Source organism: Microbacterium dauci (genome assembly GCF_030065535.1).
GTDB lineage: Bacteria > Actinomycetota > Actinomycetes > Actinomycetales > Microbacteriaceae > Microbacterium > Microbacterium dauci.
This window is the reverse complement of sequence record NZ_JASJND010000005.1, coordinates 223,955-245,743: the sequence shown is the minus strand read 5'-3', so window position 1 is coordinate 245,743 and position 21,789 is coordinate 223,955. Positions and strand designations below refer to the sequence as shown.

The following is a 21,789-nucleotide window of genomic DNA, read 5'->3' as shown; positions in this document are numbered from 1 at the left end:
CTTACTCGGCGGGTGCGATGGACGTGATCGGCGCCTGCGGCCGCGCCTCGGTGACCTCGATCGGGGCGAGGTCGTCGCTCGCGAAGTAGAACACCGGTGCGAAGACCGCGGGGGCGAACCATGCCTGCTCGACCAGCTCGGTCACGATCTGCTCGTACAGTGCGGTGGCTTCTGCTTCGGGTGCGACGAGCGCCTGCGCCATGAGGTCGTCGATCGTGTCGCTCTGCGATCCGAGCGGGTTGAAGATGGCGCTGGGGCCGAACAATCCGTCGTACTCCATCGGCAATGGCTGCGATCCGTAGCCGATGACCGCGGCGGGGAAGGTGCCACTGGTCATCCCCTCGAAGTAGTCGGCACTGGGGCGAGAGTCGAGCTCGACCGTGATGCCGACCTGGGCGAGCTGTTCCACGATGACCTGTGAGAGGGTCGCTGCGGTGGCGGATGTGCTGGCGACGACGGGCAGGCTGAAGCCGTCGGGGTACCCGGCTTCGGTGAGCAGTTGCGTCGCGGTCTCGGGGTCGTAGTCGTACCGACCGTCGAGTGCTTTGACGTAACCGGGTTCGCTCGGGACGATCGTCTGCTCGGTCGCGAAGCCGTACTCGCCGAGCAGTGCGGTCGCGATGCTCTCGCGGTCGAGCGCGTAGTTGATCGCCTGCCGCACCTTGAGATCGGCCAGCGGCGAGTCGAGATCACCGGCACGGTCGAGCAGGCTCAGCCCGTACACGATCGTGGGCGCGTACAGCACCTGCAGGTCGGCCGCAGCCGCGGCATCCGCAGATGCGAGGTCGCCCGCGATGTAGTCGACTTCCCCTGTGCGCAGCGCGTTGAGCCGCTGCTCGGGGTTCTCGATGACGGTGATGGAGATCTCGTCCCAGTACTGGGTGTCGGGGTTCCAGTAGTCGTCCCGTGCCGTGTAGACGTACGCCGATCCGGCGACGGTTCGGTCGTCGTCGAGCACGTACGGACCGGCACCGACGGTCTGCGTCGCGAGGCTGACAGTGTCATCGGCGATGGCGTCCGGAGACACGACCATCCCTGCGACCCACCGCTGTGTGAACGCCTGGGGTGCGAGTGGATGCGGCGTCTCCCAGGTGATGCGGACGGTATCGTCATCGACCTTCTCGTACTCGCCGCCGTTGACGAGCGATGCGACGTTGCTCTTGCCACCGTCGAGGTGCTCGAGATTCGCGATGAGGGCGTCGGCGTCGAGCGCTGCCCCGTCCGAGAAGGTCACGTCGTCCCGGACGGTGATCTCGAACACCTTGTTCTCGTCGTCGGTGAACGCCCATTCGGTGGCGAGCGCGGGGACGAGCGTGCCGTCGGTGTCGACGCCGATGAGGGCGTCGTATGCCGGCTGCGCGAACGGGCTCGTGGACTGTTCCATGTCGGCGGGGTCGAGGCTGGCGGGCGCCTTGTCGAGCGCGATGCGCAGGGTGCCGCCCCGCGCGGAGTCACCCTCGGGCGTCTCCGTGCGATTGGACGATGCGCACCCGGTTGCGACGAGTGCGAGCGCACTCACACTCGCGATGACCGCCAGACCGCGGCGGATGGCTGCTGTGGACAGTGTGGACACAAGACCTCCTCGTCTCGCGATCGCCCGGGCAGGCGATCGACACCTCGTTGTGCACGGCAGTCAAACACGCGTCGGAAAGGCTGTTAAGCACTTTACGTAAACCTGTTTACAACAGATCGACCTCACCGGCGTCTCGATGTCGGAGTGGTCACCGCACGACGAAGCGGGCCGGGTCATCAGCAAGAATGACCAGTCATACCGAGCGGATGCCGCCCCGCGGAAACCACGACAACGGGAAGCCCCTACTCCCCCCGCACAACCCCCGCCAGCCGCTCCGCCACCGCGGAAGCCACGTCAGAGGTAGAAGCCTCGACCATGACCCGCACGAGTTCCTCGGTGCCCGAGGGCCGCAGCAGCACGCGCCCCGAGTCCCCCAGCTCGGCAGCAGCCGCATCAGCAGCCGCCACCACGTCGTCATCGGTTGCCCGAGTCCGCGCAACCCCGCGCACGTTGATGAGCACCTGCGGGAACACCGTCATCACCGACGCGAGCTCAGCCAGCGACTTCCGCGTCCGCACCATCTCGGCCGCGAGGTGCAGCCCGGTGAGCAGCCCGTCGCCCGTGGTGGCGTAGTCGCTCATGATGACGTGGCCGCTCTGCTCGCCGCCGAGCGAGAAGCCGCCGGCGTTCATGCGCTCGAGCACGTACCGGTCGCCGACTGCGGTCGTCTCTACCGAGATGCCGTGCGAAGCCATGGCGCGATGCAGCCCGAGGTTGCTCATCACGGTCGCGACGAGCGTCGACTCGTGCAGCAGTCCGCGCGAGTGCAGCGACACCGCCAAGATCGCCATGATCTGGTCGCCGTCCACCACCCGGCCGTCGGCGTCGACGGCGAGGCAGCGGTCGGCGTCGCCGTCGTGGGCGATGCCGAGGTCGGCGCCGACGCGCACGACTTCGGCCTGCAGCACTTCGAGGTGGGTCGAGCCGACGCCGTCGTTGATGTTGAGGCCGTTGGGGTCTGCACCGATGACGGTGACTTTGGCGCCGGCATCCCGGAACGTCTCGGGTGAGACGCCGGATGCCGCACCGTTGGCGCAGTCGAGCACGACGTGGATGCCGCGGAGCGTCCCCGGCAGCGATCCGAGCAGGTGCACGACGTAGCGGTCTTCGGCGTCCGCGAAGCGGCGGATTCGGCCGACGTCGCCGCCGGTGGGTGTCAGGAACGGCCCGGCCATGGCTTCTTCGATGCGCTGCTCGACCTCGTCGGGGAGCTTGACGCCACCGCGGGCGAAGATCTTGATGCCGTTGTCTTCGGCGGGGTTGTGCGAGGCCGAGATCATGACGCCGAAGTCGGCGTCGATGTCGCCGACGAGGAATGCGGCGGCGGGGGTCGGCAGCACGCCGGCGTCGAGGACGTCGACACCGGATGAGGCGAGGCCGGCCGAGACGGCGGCGGCCAAGAAGTCCCCCGAGACTCGGGGGTCACGCGCGACGACGGCCGTCAGGCGACGACCGGCGGCTCGGCGTGCGTTCGCGATACGACCCTGGCCCAGGACGACGGCGGTCGCCTGGGCCAGGGTGAGCGCGAGATCGGCGGTGAGGGGGCCGTTTGCGAGGCCCCGCACACCGTCCGTCCCGAACAGTGTCATCGAAGGATTAACGCTTCGAGTACTGGGGTGCCTTACGGGCCTTCTTGAGACCGGCCTTCTTGCGCTCGATGACGCGGGCGTCACGCGAGAGGAAGCCGGCCTTCTTGAGGGCGGGGCGGTTGTTCTCGGCGTCGATCTCGTTGAGCGCGCGGGCGATGCCGAGGCGGAGTGCGCCGGCCTGGCCCGAGGGGCCACCACCCGAGATGCGGACGATGACGTCGTAGGCGCCGACGAGGTTCAGCAGCGTGAACGGGTCGGTGATGAGCTGCTGGTGCAGCTTGTTGGGGAAGTAGTCCTCGAACTCGCGGCCGTTGACCGTGATGGTGCCGGAGCCGGGGACGAGGCGCACGCGGGCGATGGCCTGCTTGCGGCGACCGACGGCAGCACCGGGAACCGAGAGCACGGGGCGGGGAGCCGCGGCTGCTTCGGTCTCGGGGGTCTCGGTGGTGTAGTTCTCGGGGGTCTCGAGGGAGTCAGCGATCTTCGCCATGTTCGTTTCCTTTTCGGCGGCGCTTACTGGGCGACCTGGTCGAAGGTGTAGGTGGTGGGCTGCTGCGCGGCGTGCGGGTGCTCGGCACCCGTGTAGACCTTCAGCTTCGACAGCTGCTGGCGGCCCAGGCTGTTCTTGGGGAGCATGCCGCGGATCGCCTTCTCAACGGCGCGAACCGGGTTCTTCTCGAGGAGTTCGGAGTAGGTGACTGCCTTGAGGCCGCCCGGGTAGCCCGAGTGACGGTAGGCCTTCTTCTGCTCGAGCTTCTGGCCGGTGAGGGCCACCTTGTCGGCGTTGATGACGATGACGAAGTCACCGGTGTCGACGTGGTTCGCGAAGGTCGGCTTGTGCTTGCCGCGCAGGAGCGTGGCTGCGTGCGAGGCGAGGCGGCCGAGGACGACGTCGGTTGCGTCGATGACCACCCACTCGCGGGTGATTTCACCGGCCTTGGGGGTGTAAGTGCGCGTCACAGTAGTGCTGCTTTCTTGAGTCGAACGGAGAGGTTCGTGAATCCCGCTCCGGGGTGGTTCGACCAGCGGATGCCGGTGCGAACACGCCAGTGGAGGGCTCACGTTCGCGGTACCAGGCCAGCAGGGCGCGGGCACCAAAGATCAAGACTACGCGATCGGATGCCGCTTCGCCAAGTCGGAGAAGTCATTGCGGGTCGGAATGAACAGCCCGAACGGGACGCCGCCAGCGCAGGTTGATCCGTCCGATGACGATAGGCTTTGCCTGCACATCACAACCTGGGGGAAATGTGTCAGATTCGAAGCTGATTATTGACGTGCGAGGCACTCAATCGGGCAATAAGGGCGCTCAACTCATGCTCGAAGCGGTCGCGGAGAGATACGGCTCTCTCTTCACGCTGACCGCGCAGACACATCTGACCGACTACGACGTTCGGAGTCGACTCGGACTTCGTCAGACCCTCCACCTTTATCGTGCTCCACGATTGAGTCCCGTTGTATCCGACCTGCTACCGGCGCGCGTCCGGCGGCCGTATGGCCTCGTGTCTGACTCCGAGATCGCTGGTGTTCTCGACGCGTCGGGGTTCGCGTATAGCGACCAATGGGGCCCTAACCGGGCCGAGACTGAGGTTATGTTCGGACGCCGACAGTTTCGCCGTGGCGTGCCGAAGGTCCTCCTACCGCAGGCCTTCGGGCCCTTCAGCAACGTCGAACTGCGCAAGTGGGCATCCGAACTCTTCGAGCAATCAAGCGTTGTATTCGCGCGCGACCATGTGAGCGAAAAGTACATTCGCGGCTTGAACCTACGCGTACCCATCGAGCGTTCACCCGACTTCACGATCGGGCTCTCAGCTTCCGCGACAGACCTACCCATTACAACTCCATTCATCGCGATCGTCCCCAATGCTCGGATCGTCGATCGAGGGGGTCAGTCGCGAGACGCCTACTTCGAGGGGCTGAAGCACCTGTCGTTGGCAGCTCGCGCTGAGGGCTTGGACCCGCTTGTCGTGGTGCATGAAACTCAGGACCTCGCTCTCGCGAAACGGCTCGCCGAGACCATCGACTCAGAGATTTACACGAACCCTGAGCCGCGCGAGCTGAAGTTCGTTCTTGGAAATGCAAGTGCCGTCATCACCAGCCGATTCCACGCGCTGGTCGGCGCGTTGTCCCAGGGCGTTCCTGCACTTGCGTGGGGTTGGTCCCACAAGTACGTCGAACTACTGAAGGATTTCGACGTCCCCGAGTGGATCATCACAGCCGAGGAAGCAGACCCGGCAGGTCGCGTCACAGCATTGCTAAATGACACCGCGGCGAGAGACCGTCTCGAGTCCGCGCGACCGAACCTCGTCGCGAAGGTTGACACAATGTGGGAGATCACTGAGGACGCACTCAGGTCGCGGCATCCGACGCGCGTTCGCTGAAGCGGGCCGACAACTCCCGTCTCCGATCGAGCCTCCCCCAGGGCATGCGGATACGATCGTCGTCAGCTCCGACAAACGAGATACGCCGACGCGGTTTCAATCGGAGGCCTCACGTCGCATGAGCACGGGATCACTCATGTGCGAAGCATGGGATTCCGCGGGATGGCGGTCACCAGCGCGAACGTGTCGCGCTGGATCGACCGCACGAACCACGCTCGTCTCCGGACGATATCAGCCCAAGACTCGATAGGTTCTAACCGCGTCGATCTCACGTTTCGTGGATGTCGGAGCTAGCCCCTCTGGGTCTGCGTATCCATAAGCGATTAGCATTACCACGCGCTCATAGTCGGCTAGGCCGAGGAGCTCTCTCATCTGGGCATCTCGCTCGGGCACATCCGGCCAATTGATGCAGCAGCTCGCGATCCCCTGCACCTCGAGGCCGTAAACGACCCCCATCGATGCGAGGGAACCGTCGATGTAGATCAGGTGTCGGTCTCGAGCGTCGAAGAAGGCCGACATGTCACCGATCACGACGATAAGCCCAGGGATCTGCTCTCCAAACCCGCGGGTGCCACCAGGCACCGCCGCCACACGACGAACGCTGTCAGGGTCATCGAAGACTTCGAAGCGGTAAGGCTGCCTGTTGCATGCGGTCGGAGACTCCATTGCGACAGCGATCGCATCATCAACCCGCTGGCGTAGAACTTGACGATCCTCGAACCACCGCACCGACCTCCGACGCTCGGCCAATTGCCTCAGCGCAGATATCTCAATGTTCGGCGAAAGTACGGAGACAGGTTTTGGGCCATCGTCTCGACGCTCGCCAACGAGCGACTCGATTGACGCGAACTGACCTCTAGCCGCCTGGATCACGGGCGATGTCGCCTCGGATGTGGCTTCAAAATAGTCAGCAAGAACTGACTGCATCCAAGCAAACTCAGACGAAGGTGCGTCCCCGTCGGATGGTGCGACACGTCCGAAAGCCGCGACAGTGACGCCAATGTACTCAAGCGCGAATGACGGTCGGCGCGGCCTCATCGTCAAACCCTTTTCAATCATGTGCACATTGCGGCGCAGGAGATAGAGATCACTATCTTGTCCGGCCGCAGATCGATACTCACGAATTCCCTTCTGAACAGTGCGCCGCTCTCTCGCGAGCGGACCCCCAGAGAGCAAGCGAACAAGCTTTCCAAGACGCCACTTCACGACTCCGAGTGCACGCACAACTGGTGAACGATCATTCATTTGGGGTTCCATTCTTCCGCCAGCTAAGGGCCGAGATCATGTATCGCACGGGTGCAACAATCGCCAAGGACATCTGTTTACCGGGCAGTCGCGATTCGCGCGACAAGAAGCAGGACAGATATGACGCGAAGACGTAAGAAGCGAGAGTGGCAACCGCTGCGCCGTTAAGACCTGCAAGGGGAATGAGTGCGATATTCAATGCGATGTTCAGGAGCGCGCCGAAGCCATGTCGAACTAGCGAGAGCCAAAGTTTGCCCTCGGCGATGATCCACTTCGAGTACACGAGAGCCATGAACACGAACGGACAAGTGATGAGTTGGATCCACAGTACCGAAATCGCCGGTTCGTACTCGGAGCCGAGAAACGACTGGATGACAAAGGTGCCGATTCCTCCAACTGGCAAGGCGACGAGTACACCCGCCCAGAAGGCGCGATCGTATGCTCGTTGCAGGAGGGCGACGTACTCGGGATGGCTGGAGCCGAGCCGATCTCTTGTTGCCACGAGGACTGGCAATGTTGAGTTCATAAAGGCGGAAGGCAGCACCTGCGCAACTTCGCAGACACGCACCGCCAGGGAATAGACACCGACCGCAGCATTGCCCGACATCACCTGCAGTACGACGACATCACCCCGAAGGTTCACCTGGTTCGCTAATCCCGCAAGAGTGAGCGGCAATGAGCGCTTCGCGAGAGATATTGCATCCCGGAGATTAGGTCGAGCGATGCCCGGAGCCTCTTGGTCTCGGAGATATCGAATCCAGATCACGACCGTTCCAACCAAGGTCTCTGTCACAAAGAGCACCAAAAACAGCCACACGCTCGGCCATAGCCACAGCACGACCAGCCTCGCCACCAGACTTGCTAGCGTGACCCAGATTCGGATGGTCGCGGGAACTCGCGTCAGCATGCGTGCCTGGTACCAGAAATCCGCACCGTTTCCACTGCGGGCGAATAGGGAGAGACCCGCAATGAGCGATGCCGCAACAGTTGGAAAGCTTCCAGAGGTGAGGCTAATCCCAACGATTAGCAAGTAGCCCATGAAGGCAAAGCTGACTCGTGTGGCCTGAATCAGGCCAACGGCTGCTCGCCCTTCGAGCCGATTGACGCCGACGAGCATTCGCACGGCGAAACTGGCCAAACCTCCCTGCGCAACCGCCATTCCAATTGCAGCGAGCGAGGTCGCGTAGGAATAGAGACCATACTGGTCAACCGGGAGGACTAGGACGAGCAAGAACGCAACGGCTGCCCCCGCGAGCGAGTTCACCCCACCGAGCGCGGAAGCCCAGAGTCCGTTGCGGAGAATCGATCTCCGTCCGTTCTGCTCCGTCATTGGCCGATCGTCCTGCTCCGAACCACGCTTTCGATTAGTTCAAGGACCGTTGACGCAGTGCCACCAGCTCCTCCAGAGGCGATCCGGAGTTCGCACGCTGATCTCAGTTCACGCAGGAGCGCTCGATCCGTTGCGAGTCGAACGATTGCGTCGGCGAGGCTTTCCGGGGAAGGATCACACAACATTCCGCCACCTTCGCGAAGGATCTCGCTTGTTCCGCCGTTGTCGTACCCGATAACTGGAGTCCCGGCGTTGATGGATTCCGCAGTGACTCGACCGAACGCTTCGTTGCCCGAACAGACGAGTGAGAGGTCAGCATTCCCGAACACTTCCATCATCGAACGCGACTCGCCGCGATGAGTTACTGCGTGCTCAAGGCCGGCGGACGCAATCGCGCGATTTAGATGATTGAGACGATCCGGCGCCGCTTGGCCGTATAGGTCCAGGATCACCTCGACGCCACGGTCACGCGCGACTCGCACCGCTTCAACGGCGTCGAGCTGACCCTTCTCCTTCGATAAAGTCCCGGCCATCACCAGATGAAGTGTCAGTCGCTCGGGTCGATCGGCCAGGATGGAGGAAAGAGGAACTTCCGGATGCACGACATGGGTCGCTGAACCGATCTGCTCTCCCGCATACTCTGAAACAGCAATCGTCGAATGACTGAAAACGCGAATTGACCAAGCAATCAAACTTTTCGGCAGGAACGACGGTAGCGCGGGATTCGTCTTAATCGCTTCGCGGATCATTGTCACCGCGGGGATCCTCGCGAGTCTTGCGGCCAGACTGGCTTGGGGAATAGTGGTGGAGTTGACGATCACAGCATCCGCGCGACTCGACTTCAGCCATCGAGCGAAAGCCACTGCGTCAACAGTCGCGACGAGAATGCGCAACGGCCCAGATAGGACGGGGCGCGCGCCCTGCATCATTCGCACCCAACGGTGGCTAACGATGCTCACGTGATCTGACTGTGGCAGCAACTCGCGGATTCTCTGCTCGTCCGCGATCGGCAGAGAGAGAAGCACGTCGTGATCTCGCTTCAAAGCTTCCTCTACGAGTGTCGCGAGTGAGTGCTCCGCCCCGCCCGTCCCTGGCGAGTGTGACACAAAGACAAGTCTCAATTTGGCATCTCCCCCGACGAAAGCCCTGATGAACGACTTCCAGCGAGACCCGGGATAAGCGCATGAACGAACGCATCTGGGCCAAACGTGCGCGTTGCTACGGGTCTGACGGCGACGAGCGCACGATCAATTGCGACTGCAAGCGCACCGGCTTCCAGCGGGACCCAGGTCGCTCGATCGGGAATTGCGCTGGCATCAGTTCGGAGCGATTTCGCGCCCGACAGCACCAAGCGGGTGCCAATTGCTGCAGCCTTCGCGACGATGCCGCTAGGCCCCTCGTTCGAGTGAGCGATGACGACACAATCTGCGTAAGCGATCGAACTGTCGAGCATCTCGTCAGTCACGGGAGGTTCGAGCCGCACGAGGGGGACGCCCGCTTCCGTCAGATCTGCCACTCTCCCCGCGATCGCCATCTCGACGTCATGCTCGAGAGTGCCCGCCACGAGCACGCCGACGCTGCCCTTCAGCAAGCCCACCGCGTCGAGTATGAGCGGGAGGTTCTTGCGTGCTGTAATTCGCCCGAACACGCCAATCCATCGTCGATCGCCGTGACGTGAAACCGATTGCTCGACGAGCTGAGTCCCGCGCTCGGATACATTGAGGGTGACCGGGTCTGGGATCCACTGAAGGCCCCCGCCCTTTGCGATAAGAGGACTCCTCAGGACGAATAGGTCCACACCGCGCCGCAGTCGAGCCACATGCATCGCAGACCTCTTGAACAGTGTTCGAGCATGACGTGCGAGGTACGCCCCGGACGGCACACTTGGTCGCATTACAAGCGCGGACAACGCGCCGCTGCCGCGCCAGCCACTGATCGTGAGCGGCAACAGATATCGATCCGCATCAGGTATAACCGTTCGGTCACTCCCGAGTAGGAATGAGCGTTCTACTACGACCCGCAGCTCCACGAACTCAGCTACTTCGACCACTACATCGGCGAGCACGTGCCCCAGGTGGAGCGACCAGTTCTCGTGCATCCTCGCAGATGCCGTGGTGAGAAGCGTCACCTCGGCACCACAAAGTAGAGCATTTTCAATCAGAAGGCGAACATAGTAGAGCCGATGGCCATCAGCATTCGGCTCAACTATGAGGATCTTCAGTCCGGTGAGAGGCTCTTGCTTCGTGTCAGGCTCGCGGACTCGATGCCGCATTATTCAGTCGCCTCCCTTGGACGAGGACGAAAGTCCAAGCCGCCGAAGGTGTTCGGGACGGTCATCCTGAGACAGACGTTCGCCGATTCGGCGGGCAGGGTTTCCACCAACGATCTCGAAGTCCCTCACGTCACGCGTCACGACAGCTCCCGCGGCAACGATCGCGCCGTCTCCGACTGAGACCCCGGACAATATCGTCGCCCCGTAACCGATCCACACATCGCGACCGATCCGCACGGTATCGGCGGGCCGGGGCTCACGGTCTCCCACCCACGTCGCGTCAATCACGGCGACTCCAACCTCATCGACCGCGTGGTCGGCTCGTCCCACGATGCCCACGCCCGCCGCGATGATCGTCTTGAAACCAATGGAACCGCTCACCTCGATGGTGCAGTTTCGGCCGATCGCTACGCCGTCTTCGATGACCAGACCGTGGAACGATCGGACGACAGTTCCCGAACCGAGCCGCACATCTTTCCCGATCTGGACGTTGCCACTCACAGATCGCCAGATCTGTAACCGCTGCCAAGCTGCTCTCAGCTGCCGGCCAGCCGGGATCCCCGCCAATCGTCCGCGCTCGCCAGTCATCGTGCCTCCTGCCGGGTTCCATCGAGCGCGAGCCGGAATCCTTCCGCCATCACAGACGACGAGTAGGTGTCGCGGACAGCTTGCACGATCGATTCCCTGTCCCATTGCTCTGGATCCGCCGCGGCTTCCGTCATCGCTGTCGCGAACGACTCCGCGTCACCTGCCCGGAACATTCGAGAAGTTCGATCCGTCGCCAGTTCGATCTCTGGCGCGTGGGGTTCATCGTCTGCGATCAACATTGCCACCCCGAACCCCAGGGACTGAGTGAGGCTCAGTCCGACATATCCCGGGGAAAGCGATGCGATGCTCTCGCTGTACAGGTCGCGAAGTCGCGCGAAATCCGATACGTGGCCGAGTAGGTCGACGCGGTCCGAGAGGCCCGCGTCTTGGACCCGGATCGCGAGCTCAGCGTGTTGCGAGCCTTCACCGACGAACGTGAGCCGCGTATCCGCGGCGAGCCTTCCGCTCTTCAGCGCGAGAGCGAATGCTTGAAGCGCGAGGAACGGGCGCTTCGCAGGTTCAATGCGCCCGACGCACAAGAAGCGGGTGCGACTGGACGTCGGTGAGTAATCGAGCAGGCTCGACGGATAAAGGCCGTTTGCCGCAACCCAAACATCGGCTGAGCGGTCCTCCGTACGTACACGTCTGCCATCGCTCCACGTGTAGCTGATCACGCCATCTGCGAGCCTTCGCATCAGTCGCCTCAATGGGGCGGTCGCGGCGGCTGCTCCGCGGCGTGGATGAATGTGGCCCCACACGAGCGTCCGCTGACGGGCGAGCTTGCGTCGAAGGAGGATTGCCCACGCGGTCAGTGATCTTGGGTTGAGATCTACCACCGCGACGTCGGTACCGCGCACGTGCTTCATTACGCCGACCTGCCAAAGTATCCGGCGTCCCAGAAGCGCGCGGTTTCGAACCTGCACTACTCCCGGAAAGCTCGCGCTTTTTACCGTTCGATCGAGGTGGGCATCCCCGACCACCAGCACCAGTTCATCGTCCGAATCTGCGAAAGACTTCTGCAGTTCGACCACAAAGTTGCGTCGATAGTCAGGCAAGACAGCGAGTACCGCGACCGCCCGCATCAGCCGAACCGCTCCGCGACGACGGCAGATGCGTCCCAGATCGCATTCGCCGGAACGGCCGTATCAACACGATTCCCCGGCTTTACGAGCGCCGATCTGCCGATCGAAACTCCGCCGAGAACGATGCATCGGCTGGTGACCCACGCCCCATCATCGATGGTGATTGGACGTGTAATGAGTCCCATGTCTAGGCGATGCCGGTGACTACCGGTTGTGAGAAAAGTGTCCTGGGAGATCACCACGTCGTTGCCTAACCGGATGTGGTCCTGATTGTGGAACCAAACGCCCTCCCCGATCCACGAACGTGCACCGATGGCGAGCTTCCACGGGAACTTGACTCGCGTTCGCGGGCGGAACACGACGCCTTCGCCGATCTCCGCCCCAAAAGCCCGAAGGACTCGAACACGCAAAGTTGAGCTGATCTGCCACGGGTTCGTAACGAACAGCAGCTCGCAGATCGCCCAGAGGTAGACGACCCAACTGCGCCGATCCCACGCCGCGCGCTCTCCTGGTGCCTTCGACAAATCAATCACCGGGATGTCAGACATCGCGCACCTCCCAAAACGAGACCAGACGGTCTTCCCGATAGGGCCGTGCCATGAGTTCCCCGCCCCCGCTGTCACTGTACTGGGAGCGAAAGCCCCCAGAGTCCACCGCATATCCCCATACGCCGGCACAGTGTCGCCGGTCCCGTAAAGAGTCCGCGGCACCGATGCAACGTTCATTATGCTCACCCGCGAGTTTCGTCAGGTTACGCGCAGTGGTCGCGGAGAGAACATCTCGCCCTGCGGCATCCGGATGGAGTTGACGAGATCGCGCGCAGCGCTATCTTTCATTTCATGCCGCCTCCCGAACCCGCCGTGACCGTCATCGGCGTCAACTATCCGCCCGAGTCGACCGGGATCTCGCCCTACACCGGCGCCATGGCCCGTGGCCTCACGACCAGAGGATTCCGCCCGCACGTCATCACGACGCACCCGCACTACCCGGACTGGCGCGTCACCGCTGGCTACGGCCAGTGGTCTCGCAAGGAGCAGGTTGACGGCGTGAGCGTGCACCGCGTGCGGCACTACGTGCCGTCGACGCCGAAGATCACACATCGGTTCGCGTCCGAGCTGACTTTTGGCACACGTCTCGCGCTCTCGTCGTGGCGGAAGCCGTCGGCGATTGTGGCCGTCTCCCCGGCACTTTTCTCGTCGATTCTCGCTGCGGTCCGGGCGAAACTCTTCCACCGATCGACACCATTCATCGTCTGGGTACAGGACCTCTACTGGCTTGGGCTGACCGAGACCGGACTCGCCAACGCGCCGATGGCCCGCATGCTCCACGCGATCGAGGGGTGGCTGCTGCGATCCGCAGATCGGGTGGTCGTCATCCACGATCGGTTTGCGGACCGTGTGCACGCAGACTTCGGTGTTCCACGGGAGCGCATCCACGTCGTTCGCAACTGGACCCACCTCCCCCCGCGCGACGCCGTGGACCGCGAGAAAGTCCGTAGCGAGCGCGGCTGGGGCGACGAGATCGTTGTACTCCACGCCGGCAATATGGGCGTGAAGCAGGGGCTCGATAACGTTGTCGAGGCGGCACGTCTGGCGGCTGACCGCGGGGAGAACATTCGCTTCGTCCTGCTCGGCGGGGGTGCCGACAAGGCTCGGTTGCAGGAGCTCGGTGCCGGCATCCCGATACTGGAGTTCTTGAGCGCGCTCCCAGACGATGCCTTTGTCGAAGCGCTCAGCGGTGCAGACATTCTGCTCGTCAACGAACGACCGGGAATCGCCGAGATGGCGGTGCCGAGCAAGCTCACGTCGTACTTCTCTGCAGGCCGCCCGGTGCTCGCGGCGACGGACATCACGGGGATCACCGCTAACGAAGTTCGGGCTGCCGCGGGAGGCGTGGTCGTCCCATCGGGGGACCCCGCAGGGCTGCTCGACTCTGCGCTCGAACTCGGTCGCGACTCCACCCGCTGCGACGATCTTGGGGCAAACGGGAAGCGTTACCGGGAGACGGTGCTTGACGAAACATTCGCGATCGATTCGTTCGCTACGATGCTCGAAACGCTCATCACTGGGGACCCGGCGCACGAGGTGCAGACGGCGAAACGGTGAGCAGCTCAGGTCGTATCTAGCTAGGGGAAGCTCTCTTGACCAAACGCGCACTCATCACGGGGATCACCGGCCAGGACGGCTCGTACCTGGCAGAGCTCTTGCTTGCCAAGGGCTATGAAGTCCACGGGCTGATCCGTCGCGCTTCGACGTTCAACACCAAGCGAATCGACCACCTCTACGTCGACCCGCATGACCCGAACGCGAAGCTGTTCCTGCACTACGGCGACCTCAGCGACGGCGCGCGCATGGTCACGCTCATGAGCGAGATCAACCCCGACGAGGTTTACAACCTCGCCGCGCAGTCGCACGTGCGCGTCTCGTTCGACGAGCCGGAACACACCGCCGACACCACCGGCACCGGCACGATCCGTCTGCTCGAAGCGGTACGCCTGTCGGGCATCAAAACCCGCTTCTACCAGGCATCCACCTCGGAGCTGTACGGCGCGACGCCGCCGCCTCAGAACGAGACGACGCCGTTCTACCCGCGCTCGCCCTACGGCGTCGCGAAGCTGTACTCGTACTGGATCACCAAGAACTACCGCGAGGCGTACGACATGTTCGCGGTGAACGGCATCCTGTTCAACCACGAGTCGCCCCGTCGCGGCGAGACGTTCGTGACCCGCAAGATCACGCGCGCCGTCGCCCGCATCAAGGCCGGTACGCAGAAGGATCTCTACCTTGGCAACCTCGAGTCGATTCGCGACTGGGGCTATGCCGCCGAGTACGTCGAAGGCATGTGGCGCATGCTGCAGGTCGACGAGCCCGAAGACTTCGTGCTCGCGACCGGAGTCGGCTACACGATCAAGGACTTCCTCGAGACCTCGTTCGGCCACGTCGGGCTCGACTGGCAGGAGTTCGTGAAGTTCGACGACCGCTACCTGCGCCCCACCGAGGTCGACGCGCTCATCGGCGACCCGACGAAGGCCGCCGACAAGCTCGGTTGGGTTCCGACCATCGATGGGAAGGAACTCGCGAAGCTCATGGTTGACGCCGACGTGGCTGAACTCGAGGCCGGACCTGAGTGGTACGACACGGTCAAGCTCGCTTCGTGGGGAACCGCGTGAGCACTGCCGTCGACGGCGTGAGCTACACGCCCGCCGAACTCGACCGCGACGCGACGTTCTACGTCGCCGGGCACCGCGGACTCGTCGGTTCGGCGATCGTGCGCAAGCTCGAGGCCGAGGGCTTCACGAACGTGGTCGGCAAGACATCGGCCGAGCTCGACCTCAAGAACCGCGACGACGTGTTCGCGTACATGTCGGAGATCAAGCCGAAGTACATCGTGCTCGCCGCGGCGAAGGTCGGCGGCATCCTCGCGAACAGCACGTATCCGGTGGACTTCCTCTCGGACAACATGCGGATCCAGACGAACGTTCTCGACGCGGCGCTCACGAACGACGTCGAGCGAGTCGCGTTCCTCGGCTCGTCATGCATCTATCCGAAGTTCGCCGAGCAGCCGATTCGTGAGGACTCGCTGCTCACCGGGCATCTCGAGCCGACGAACGACGCGTACGCGATCGCGAAGATCGCCGGGATCCTCCACACCCAGGCGGTGCGCCGCCAGTACGGGTTGCCGTGGATCAGCGCGATGCCCACGAACCTCTACGGTCCGAACGACAACTTCTCGCCGAAGGGTTCGCACGTGTTGCCGGCACTCATCCGCCGCTACGACGACGCCGCAAAGACAGGCGCTGGCTCCGTCACGAACTGGGGCACGGGCACGCCACGACGCGAGTTCTTGCACTCCGACGACATGGCGGACGCCGTGCTGCACCTCATGGAGCACTACGACGGGTCGGACCAGGTCAACGTGGGCACCGGCTCCGATGTGACGATCCGCGAGATCGCCGAGACGATCGGGCAGGTCACGGGGTTCCGCGGCGAGACCGAATGGGACACGACGAAGCCCGACGGCACCCCGCAGAAGCTGCTCGACGTCTCGAAGCTCGCCGAGGCGGGCTGGACGGCGAAGATCAGTCTGCAGGAAGGCCTCGAGCGAACGGTCGCCTGGTACCGCGACCACGTCGACACCGTTCGCGAGTAACGCGTGATCCGGCACATTGTGCTGTTCCGCGTGTACGACGCGGTCTCGGAAGAGGACGTCGATTCGGCGATCGCTTCGCTTCGCGCGCTCGAGTCGCTGCCGTCGGTGCTGTCGTGGCGCGTGGAGCGGTCGTCGGACACACGGAAGGGCCGCGTGATCGTGGAGGACGCGTCATTCGCGTCGGAGGCTGACTTTGCCGCGTTCCGTAGTGAACCGGCGCACATCGCAGTCGGGAACACAATGTCGCGGGTCTCGGATTGGTTGACTGGAGACTACGGAGCTTGAGCGTGCCCGCCCATGGTAGACCTGCAGCCACCTCGATGGGTCGAGCGCTGCGCGAGGTAGGCGCTACGACGGATTAGCGAGTCGCGTTTCCACCGCGACGGGACGTACGCCGCGGCCACTGAGCCCACGATGAGGGCTTGCGACGAGGGCGAACGCAAGCATTACGAACCATGCCCCCACCTGCCACTGCGACGGTTGCGCCGTGACCGCGGACACCGCAAAGCCGAGCCAGATGACGGTCCCCGGTATCGAGTTGAACGCAACGAACGCCGCCAGCACGAGACCGAGAATCAGGCAGCCTGCTAGCGCCGGATCATTCGACAACGCAACGAGGATGTTGATGTTCGCATGTCCTCCATCCGCTCCGATGCCGCGAGCAGCGATGGATACGCCCGCGACCGAGTTCTTCTGGTCAAAGACAGGGAGGAGAAATGCGGGTACAGCAAGCGCTGCGCTCGCACAGACGAGAACGACCGTCCCGATGGAGCGTCGTCGCATTCGGATAAGGGTTAGACCGACCACGGCGCAGGCAAAAACGATCAATATTGTTGCGGTCGACTGCGTAAGAAGGGTGACGAGCACAATCAGCGCTGAGAGTCCGACCCTCACTCGCGTTGTAGTGACGACGAATAGCGCAGCCACGAGCGGGAGGAGATAGAAGACAACAAGACCGGGCTCCCCGATAAATGGTGCCCCGCGGCGAGTTCCTTCCAGGATCGGGGCGCCAGATGTCGCCAAGGTAAGTGGCGCGTAGAGCTCCAATGTTCTGTGTCCGATTTCGATATTGGCTATCAAGCTCCCCCGGAACCCAACGACGATCGTGGCGAGGTAAGAGGCTACGTAGATAGAGAAGTACACGACCAAACCTCGCAGCAGATCCCGCACGAACCCTCGGCGTTCGGCGATCAGGAATGCGGCAACGGCGAGCAGCGCGTATGACGCAACGAACGGCCACTGCCCCAGCAGAGCGAGTCCGGCTGCCGGGGCAGCCATTGCCGCGACAGCGAGTGCCCGGCCTCCAAACGGTCTCGAAGACTCCGACCGGTAGGTCAGCGACAGCATCAGAAGGCCGCTCGAACCAAGGAGCGCTAGCGACGCCGCCGACTCGCCGAGTACGCCAGGTGGGACCAGGAAAAGGAACGTGGCAGCAAGGAATCCACGAAGAGTAGCGAATCGGATCGCGAAACTCACCGCGAGAACTGCCGCGAATGCCATGAACCCAAGCCGCACGTCACCGGTGACAATAAAAGACACCACTGCTGCCAACGCGCTCGACGTCGCCACAACACCTAAGAACATCGCCCCTCCCCGCTGCTCAGACTAGCTTGCGCACGCACCCAGCTACCGGTAGTCAGCGGTCGAGCCGATGGGAGGTGAAGGTGGCTAAACATCGTTACCCGTCGAGTTGTTTGTCGTGTGGTCGTGACTTCCCAAGAGATTCAGACGAGGACCCCGGAGGCCTACTCAATCGCGAATCGCCAGTTCGACTCCAAGCCGATGAGCTTTAGGACGAGCGTCGCTGATCCAGGCCACATCGACGGCAGCTCATTGGCCGTGAACCATTCAAAATCATGGGCCTCATTGCGTGGTGCCGGTGTGCCGATGAGTTCGACGGCGTAGGAGAGACCAATCGCGTGCTTGCGGGGGTCGTCGCCGTAGACGGTGCCGTCGGTGGGGGCGATGTTCGGCGGGAACCATTCGTAGACATAGTCGGGCTGCGCGTTTGGTTCGATTGCGAGGTCGACGTCGAGGGTGTCGCGGGCGTGACGCCGGAGTGCCTGCACGATGGTCTCGCCTCGGTTCACGCGGCCGCCGAGGTGACACCACACCTGCCCGAACGGTGAGTCACGGAGGATCAGCCCGATCTCGGTCGTGCCGTCCGGAGTCGTCCGCACGGGAATGAAGTCGACACAGGCGATCGGCATTGACTGCTCGATCTGCGCGTAGAGATCGTCGGGCAAGAACGTCACGCGGCTATTCTTGCGGCGCCCACACGCGCAACGCGAATGCTCGGCAATCCTCTACGCTCAAGGCGGGGCGCTGGGGGCGCTGGCGGACAGATCATTGCTCCGCCGAGGGGGAACATCGTGGATCGAGTCGTGCGCACGCGCGCACTGGCGGCATCGCTGGTCGTCGTCGTCGCGACACTGTTCGGCGGCGCATCGAACGCAGCATCGGCTGAGGAATCTGCGCCGAGCCCGGCAGTCGAGGTCTCGGCGGCGAGCGCGTTCACGTCACCTGCCGCAGTTGAGATCGAGGGCGTGGCGCAGGTCGGCGAGGTGCTCACTGCGGTCGTCACCACGGATGCGGTGCCGCTCCCCGATTCGTACACCTACCAGTGGTTCGCAGACGATTACGAGATCGAAGGCGCGACCGAACAGACGTTCCCTGTCGAGGCGTGGTATCGAGATGTGTCCCTCGCGGTCGTCGCGACGCCGGTGCTCGACGGTTACGACGGCGCCAGCGGTGCCGGCCCGTCGCTGCCCACCGATGCAGTCGCCCCGGCGCTGTACACCGGCATCATGATCGTGTCGCTCCCCGACACGATCAGGGCAAGCGACGTGATCACCGCGACGCTCGACAGCGACCTCGCACTTGAACCGGACCATCTCGAGTACACCTGGATCGTCGACGGCGAACCGATCGACGACGGGTGGGAGGGGACGCTCGACCTCGTGCAAAGCGGCTTCCAGGGCGGCGAAGAGCTCGCTGTCTTCGCCCACGCGGGCGCGCTCGGGTACGAACCGGTGTTCGCCACCTCACAGACCGTCACCGTCCTTCCGGCACCGATCCTCACGGTCGACGTCGTCAACCTGGACACGGGGATCGGGATCGGGGTTGGACTCGAGGTCGCCGGCGAACGCTTCCTACACACCGGGCCCGTCACGATCGAAATCCAGGGCGAGCACGCTGTCCCCGGCGAGTGGGAGAGCGTCTTCGACGATCCGATCGTCCTGGGCACCGTCACTCCCGATGTCGACGGAAACTTCAGGTTCGACGCACCGCTCCACTCTCTCCCCGGTGCCCTCAACGTTCGCGTCATCGCGGCAGACGGCACCCTGCTCGCCTCGGAAAACCCCCTGTTCCTCTTCGGAGAAGATCCGGCCGAAGAGTCCGCTGCTGCTGCTGCCGGCGAGCGACTCGCCGAATCGGGCGACGACGCACCGCTCCTGCCGATCGCGCTGATCGGATTCGCGCTGGTCGCCGCAGGCGGCTTCCTGCTACGTTTCGGCAAGCAGTATCCACCGCGGCTGGGGAGTTCGCGATGAACGGGGAATCAATGGGAAACGCCGTCCTGGAAGACGACCGCCGAGTGCTGCCCGCGTGGCGCAAAGCGATCGCGGCAATCGTCATCGCCATCGTCGTCGCCGCGGCCGGTGCCACTGGCACCGCCCCGGCGTTCGCGGCATCCACCATCTCGGCCAAGACACCCACGGTCTCGGGATCCGGGCTCGTCGGGCAAACCCTCACCGCCAACGCCGGCAGCTGGTCGCCCGCCCCCGTCACCCTGCAGTACCAGTGGTACCGCAACGGGGAGCCGATCTCGAAAGCCACCGCACGCACCTACACGCCGACCACCGCCGACGCCGGCCGCAAGGTGCTCGTCATGGTGACCGGCACGAAGCGCGGCTACACCCCCGCCGTCCGCGCGAGCGCGAGCCGCACCATCACCGGCACCTTCACCACTGCACCCAAACCGAAGATCAGCGGCGCCTTCACTCCCGGCTCGAGACTCACCGTCACCACCGGCACGTGGTCGCCCACGCCGACCACGCTCAGCATCACCTGGCTACGCGCAGGCAAGGCCATCCCGGGCGCTACCAAGTCCACATACACGGTCACCAACGCAGACCTCGACAAGCAGGTGTCCGTCCAGGTGACCGCCCGCCGCTCGGGCCACACCACCAAGACGACGGTCAGCACCAGCGCGACCGTCCGGCGCACGTTCAAGACCGCACCCGCGCCCATCGTCGTCACCGACCCGGCGGGACCCATCGTCGGATCGCAGCTCAGGGTCACCGATCAGCTCCCGCGCTGGTCACCCACCCCGACAACGCTCACTTACCAGTGGCTGCGCGGCTCCACCCCGATCAGCGGCGCCACCTCGCGCAGCTACCGCATCACCACCGGCGACGTCGCCACCGGCATCAGCGTGCGGGTCACCGCGAGCCGCACCGGATACCGCACCACCACGAAGACCTCGACGGCAGTCACGCCACGGCCCGCCGCACTCACGATCATGCCCTGGCGGCTGATGGGGACCCCCTCATACGATTCGACGCTTACCGTTCGACCCGAGTTCATCGCGTGCAGCGGTGTGTGCGTGCAACCCGACTTCATCAGCTATGTCTGGCGGGTGAACGGCACGCCGATCAACCACTCCGGGCACGAATGGCGGGTGCCCGCCTGGGCAGCCGGTAAGCAGGTCACCGTTGAACTCATCGGTGTGAAGCCCGGGTACCCGAACGTGTCGTCCGTCGGCCAGCCGGTTACCATCGACCGCAACCTGCGATCCTCGGTCGCGGGTGGCAGCACCATTCCCGTCGACGCCTATCTGCAGTCGAACAACGGCCGCTACCGCTTCATCCTGCAGGGCGACGGCAACGCCGTGCTCTACGACGGCAGTCGAGCAACGTGGTCGTCACGCACGAACGGCAAGGCCCCGCGCGAACTCGTGCTGCAAGGCGACGGCAACTTCGTATTCTACGACACCTCCGGGCGCGCGGGCTGGGCCTCGAACACCGCCGGCAAACCGATCCGCAACCTCGCCCTCCAAGACGACGGCAACCTCGTGCTCTACGGCACCAACGGCGCAGCCACGTGGTCGAGCAACACCGCCACCGGTGGCGGCGGAAGCGTTCCGGGCGTCAACGGCTGGGCGTACCCGATCCGCCCGCACGCGACATTCACCACGTACAGCGGACACAATGGCGACGACATCCCGGTGGGGGTCGGAACGCCGGTGTACGCAATCAGCTCCGGCCCGGTCGCGATCGTGTCGTACCCGATCGGCCCGTGGTGCCCCGTCGGCGGCGTCAGCGGCAATCAGACCGACCTGAGAATCACGACGCAGCGCGACGGCAACACGTACACCGTCGCGTACGCGCACCTCGACTCCTTCGCGGTCAGCAATGGGCAGCAGGTCCAAGCGGGCCAGCTCATCGGATACTCCGGCAACAAGGGATGCTCGACCGGCCCGCACCTTCACATCGACATCAAGGTGAATGGCGTCGCGAACAAGCTCTACCCCCGCGACATCTTCGGACGCAGCTACTGAGCCCGAGCCACCGCGGCGAG

General features: G+C 63.8%; 20 protein-coding genes. 7 read left to right on the top strand and 13 right to left on the bottom strand.

What is annotated here, in order from left to right:
- Window position 1: 1 nt before the first annotated feature.
- The 4 genes from QNI14_RS08360 to rplM all read right to left on the bottom strand — a co-directional run bounded on the left by QNI14_RS08360 (window position 2) and on the right by rplM (window position 4,122).
- On the bottom strand, window positions 2–1,573 hold the full coding sequence (locus QNI14_RS08360; protein WP_283716085.1) for an ABC transporter substrate-binding protein: 1,572 nt from the start codon (window positions 1,571–1,573) through the stop codon (window positions 2–4).
- 242 nt (window positions 1,574–1,815) lie between these two features.
- Window positions 1,816–3,162 carry a phosphoglucosamine mutase gene (glmM, locus tag QNI14_RS08355; protein ID WP_283716084.1) on the bottom strand — a complete coding sequence of 449 codons (1,347 nt, stop codon included), beginning with the start codon at window positions 3,160–3,162 and terminating at the stop codon, window positions 1,816–1,818.
- Window positions 3,163–3,169: 7 nt separating this feature from the next.
- Entirely contained in the window at window positions 3,170–3,652 is a 483-nt protein-coding gene (rpsI, locus tag QNI14_RS08350; protein ID WP_283716083.1) for a 30S ribosomal protein S9, read from the bottom strand.
- A 23-nt stretch (window positions 3,653–3,675) separates the two neighbouring features.
- Window positions 3,676–4,122, bottom strand: coding sequence for a 50S ribosomal protein L13 (rplM, locus tag QNI14_RS08345; RefSeq protein ID WP_283716081.1), 447 nt, complete (start codon window positions 4,120–4,122; stop codon window positions 3,676–3,678).
- A gap of 287 nt (window positions 4,123–4,409) precedes the next feature.
- On the opposite strand from rplM, the gene QNI14_RS08340 reads away from it, so the two are divergent.
- Window positions 4,410–5,540 carry a polysaccharide pyruvyl transferase family protein gene (locus QNI14_RS08340; protein WP_283716080.1) on the top strand — a complete coding sequence of 377 codons (1,131 nt, stop codon included), beginning with the start codon at window positions 4,410–4,412 and terminating at the stop codon, window positions 5,538–5,540.
- A 231-nt stretch (window positions 5,541–5,771) separates the two neighbouring features.
- On the opposite strand, the gene QNI14_RS08335 is transcribed toward QNI14_RS08340, so the two are convergent.
- The 7 genes from QNI14_RS08335 to QNI14_RS08305 form a co-directional block, all read right to left on the bottom strand.
- Window positions 5,772–6,467: a nitroreductase family protein gene (locus tag QNI14_RS08335; RefSeq protein ID WP_283716079.1), complete on the bottom strand. Its 696-nt coding sequence runs from the start codon at window positions 6,465–6,467 to the stop codon at window positions 5,772–5,774.
- Window positions 6,468–6,777: 310 nt separating this feature from the next.
- Window positions 6,778–8,115: a flippase gene (locus tag QNI14_RS08330; RefSeq protein WP_283716078.1), complete on the bottom strand. Its 1,338-nt coding sequence runs from the start codon at window positions 8,113–8,115 to the stop codon at window positions 6,778–6,780.
- The gene (locus QNI14_RS08325) at window positions 8,112–9,221 is read right to left on the bottom strand and encodes a glycosyltransferase family 4 protein (protein ID WP_283716077.1); all 1,110 of its coding nucleotides are present in this window, start codon (window positions 9,219–9,221) and stop codon (window positions 8,112–8,114) included. The genes QNI14_RS08330 and QNI14_RS08325 overlap by 4 nt, the downstream gene beginning before the upstream one ends.
- A gap of 11 nt (window positions 9,222–9,232) precedes the next feature.
- Entirely contained in the window at window positions 9,233–10,243 is a 1,011-nt protein-coding gene (locus QNI14_RS08320) for a glycosyltransferase family protein (protein ID WP_283716076.1), read from the bottom strand.
- 147 nt (window positions 10,244–10,390) lie between these two features.
- Window positions 10,391–10,888: a DapH/DapD/GlmU-related protein gene (locus tag QNI14_RS08315; protein WP_283716075.1), complete on the bottom strand. Its 498-nt coding sequence runs from the start codon at window positions 10,886–10,888 to the stop codon at window positions 10,391–10,393.
- Window positions 10,889–10,971: 83 nt separating this feature from the next.
- Window positions 10,972–12,057, bottom strand: coding sequence for a glycosyltransferase (locus tag QNI14_RS08310; RefSeq protein WP_283716074.1), 1,086 nt, complete (start codon window positions 12,055–12,057; stop codon window positions 10,972–10,974).
- Entirely contained in the window at window positions 12,057–12,605 is a 549-nt protein-coding gene (locus tag QNI14_RS08305; RefSeq protein ID WP_283716073.1) for an LbetaH domain-containing protein, read from the bottom strand. Before QNI14_RS08305 ends, QNI14_RS08310 begins: the two co-directional genes overlap by 1 nt.
- Before the next feature lie 291 nt (window positions 12,606–12,896).
- Here QNI14_RS08305 and QNI14_RS08300 point away from each other — a divergent pair, with 291 nt between their 5' ends.
- From QNI14_RS08300 to QNI14_RS08285, 4 genes are read left to right on the top strand one after another with little or no spacing between them, the layout of a single operon-like run.
- A complete protein-coding gene (locus QNI14_RS08300; protein WP_283716072.1) occupies window positions 12,897–14,162 on the top strand; it encodes a glycosyltransferase family 4 protein in 1,266 nt (421 codons plus the stop codon).
- A gap of 35 nt (window positions 14,163–14,197) precedes the next feature.
- Window positions 14,198–15,226, top strand: coding sequence for a GDP-mannose 4,6-dehydratase (gmd, locus tag QNI14_RS08295; RefSeq protein ID WP_283716070.1), 1,029 nt, complete (start codon window positions 14,198–14,200; stop codon window positions 15,224–15,226).
- A complete protein-coding gene (locus QNI14_RS08290; RefSeq protein ID WP_283716069.1) occupies window positions 15,223–16,206 on the top strand; it encodes a GDP-L-fucose synthase family protein in 984 nt (327 codons plus the stop codon). Before gmd ends, QNI14_RS08290 begins: the two co-directional genes overlap by 4 nt.
- A gap of 3 nt (window positions 16,207–16,209) precedes the next feature.
- Window positions 16,210–16,491 (top strand): Dabb family protein, encoded by a 282-nt coding sequence (locus QNI14_RS08285; RefSeq protein ID WP_347177829.1) that lies wholly within the window; start codon window positions 16,210–16,212, stop codon window positions 16,489–16,491.
- Between the two features lie 63 nt (window positions 16,492–16,554).
- Here the strand turns inward: QNI14_RS08285 and QNI14_RS08280 are convergent, their stop codons facing one another.
- Both QNI14_RS08280 and QNI14_RS08275 read right to left on the bottom strand, forming a co-directional pair.
- Window positions 16,555–17,775 carry a hypothetical protein gene (locus QNI14_RS08280; protein ID WP_283716067.1) on the bottom strand — a complete coding sequence of 407 codons (1,221 nt, stop codon included), beginning with the start codon at window positions 17,773–17,775 and terminating at the stop codon, window positions 16,555–16,557.
- A gap of 176 nt (window positions 17,776–17,951) precedes the next feature.
- Window positions 17,952–18,461, bottom strand: coding sequence for a DUF4916 domain-containing protein (locus tag QNI14_RS08275; protein ID WP_283716066.1), 510 nt, complete (start codon window positions 18,459–18,461; stop codon window positions 17,952–17,954).
- A 129-nt stretch (window positions 18,462–18,590) separates the two neighbouring features.
- Here QNI14_RS08275 and QNI14_RS08270 point away from each other — a divergent pair, with 129 nt between their 5' ends.
- Entirely contained in the window at window positions 18,591–19,760 is a 1,170-nt protein-coding gene (locus QNI14_RS08270; protein WP_283716065.1) for a hypothetical protein, read from the top strand.
- Between the two features lie 11 nt (window positions 19,761–19,771).
- Window positions 19,772–21,769, top strand: a complete 1,998-nt coding sequence (locus tag QNI14_RS08265) for a peptidoglycan DD-metalloendopeptidase family protein (RefSeq protein WP_283716064.1) — start codon at window positions 19,772–19,774, stop codon at window positions 21,767–21,769.
- Window positions 21,770–21,789 lie beyond the last annotated feature (20 nt).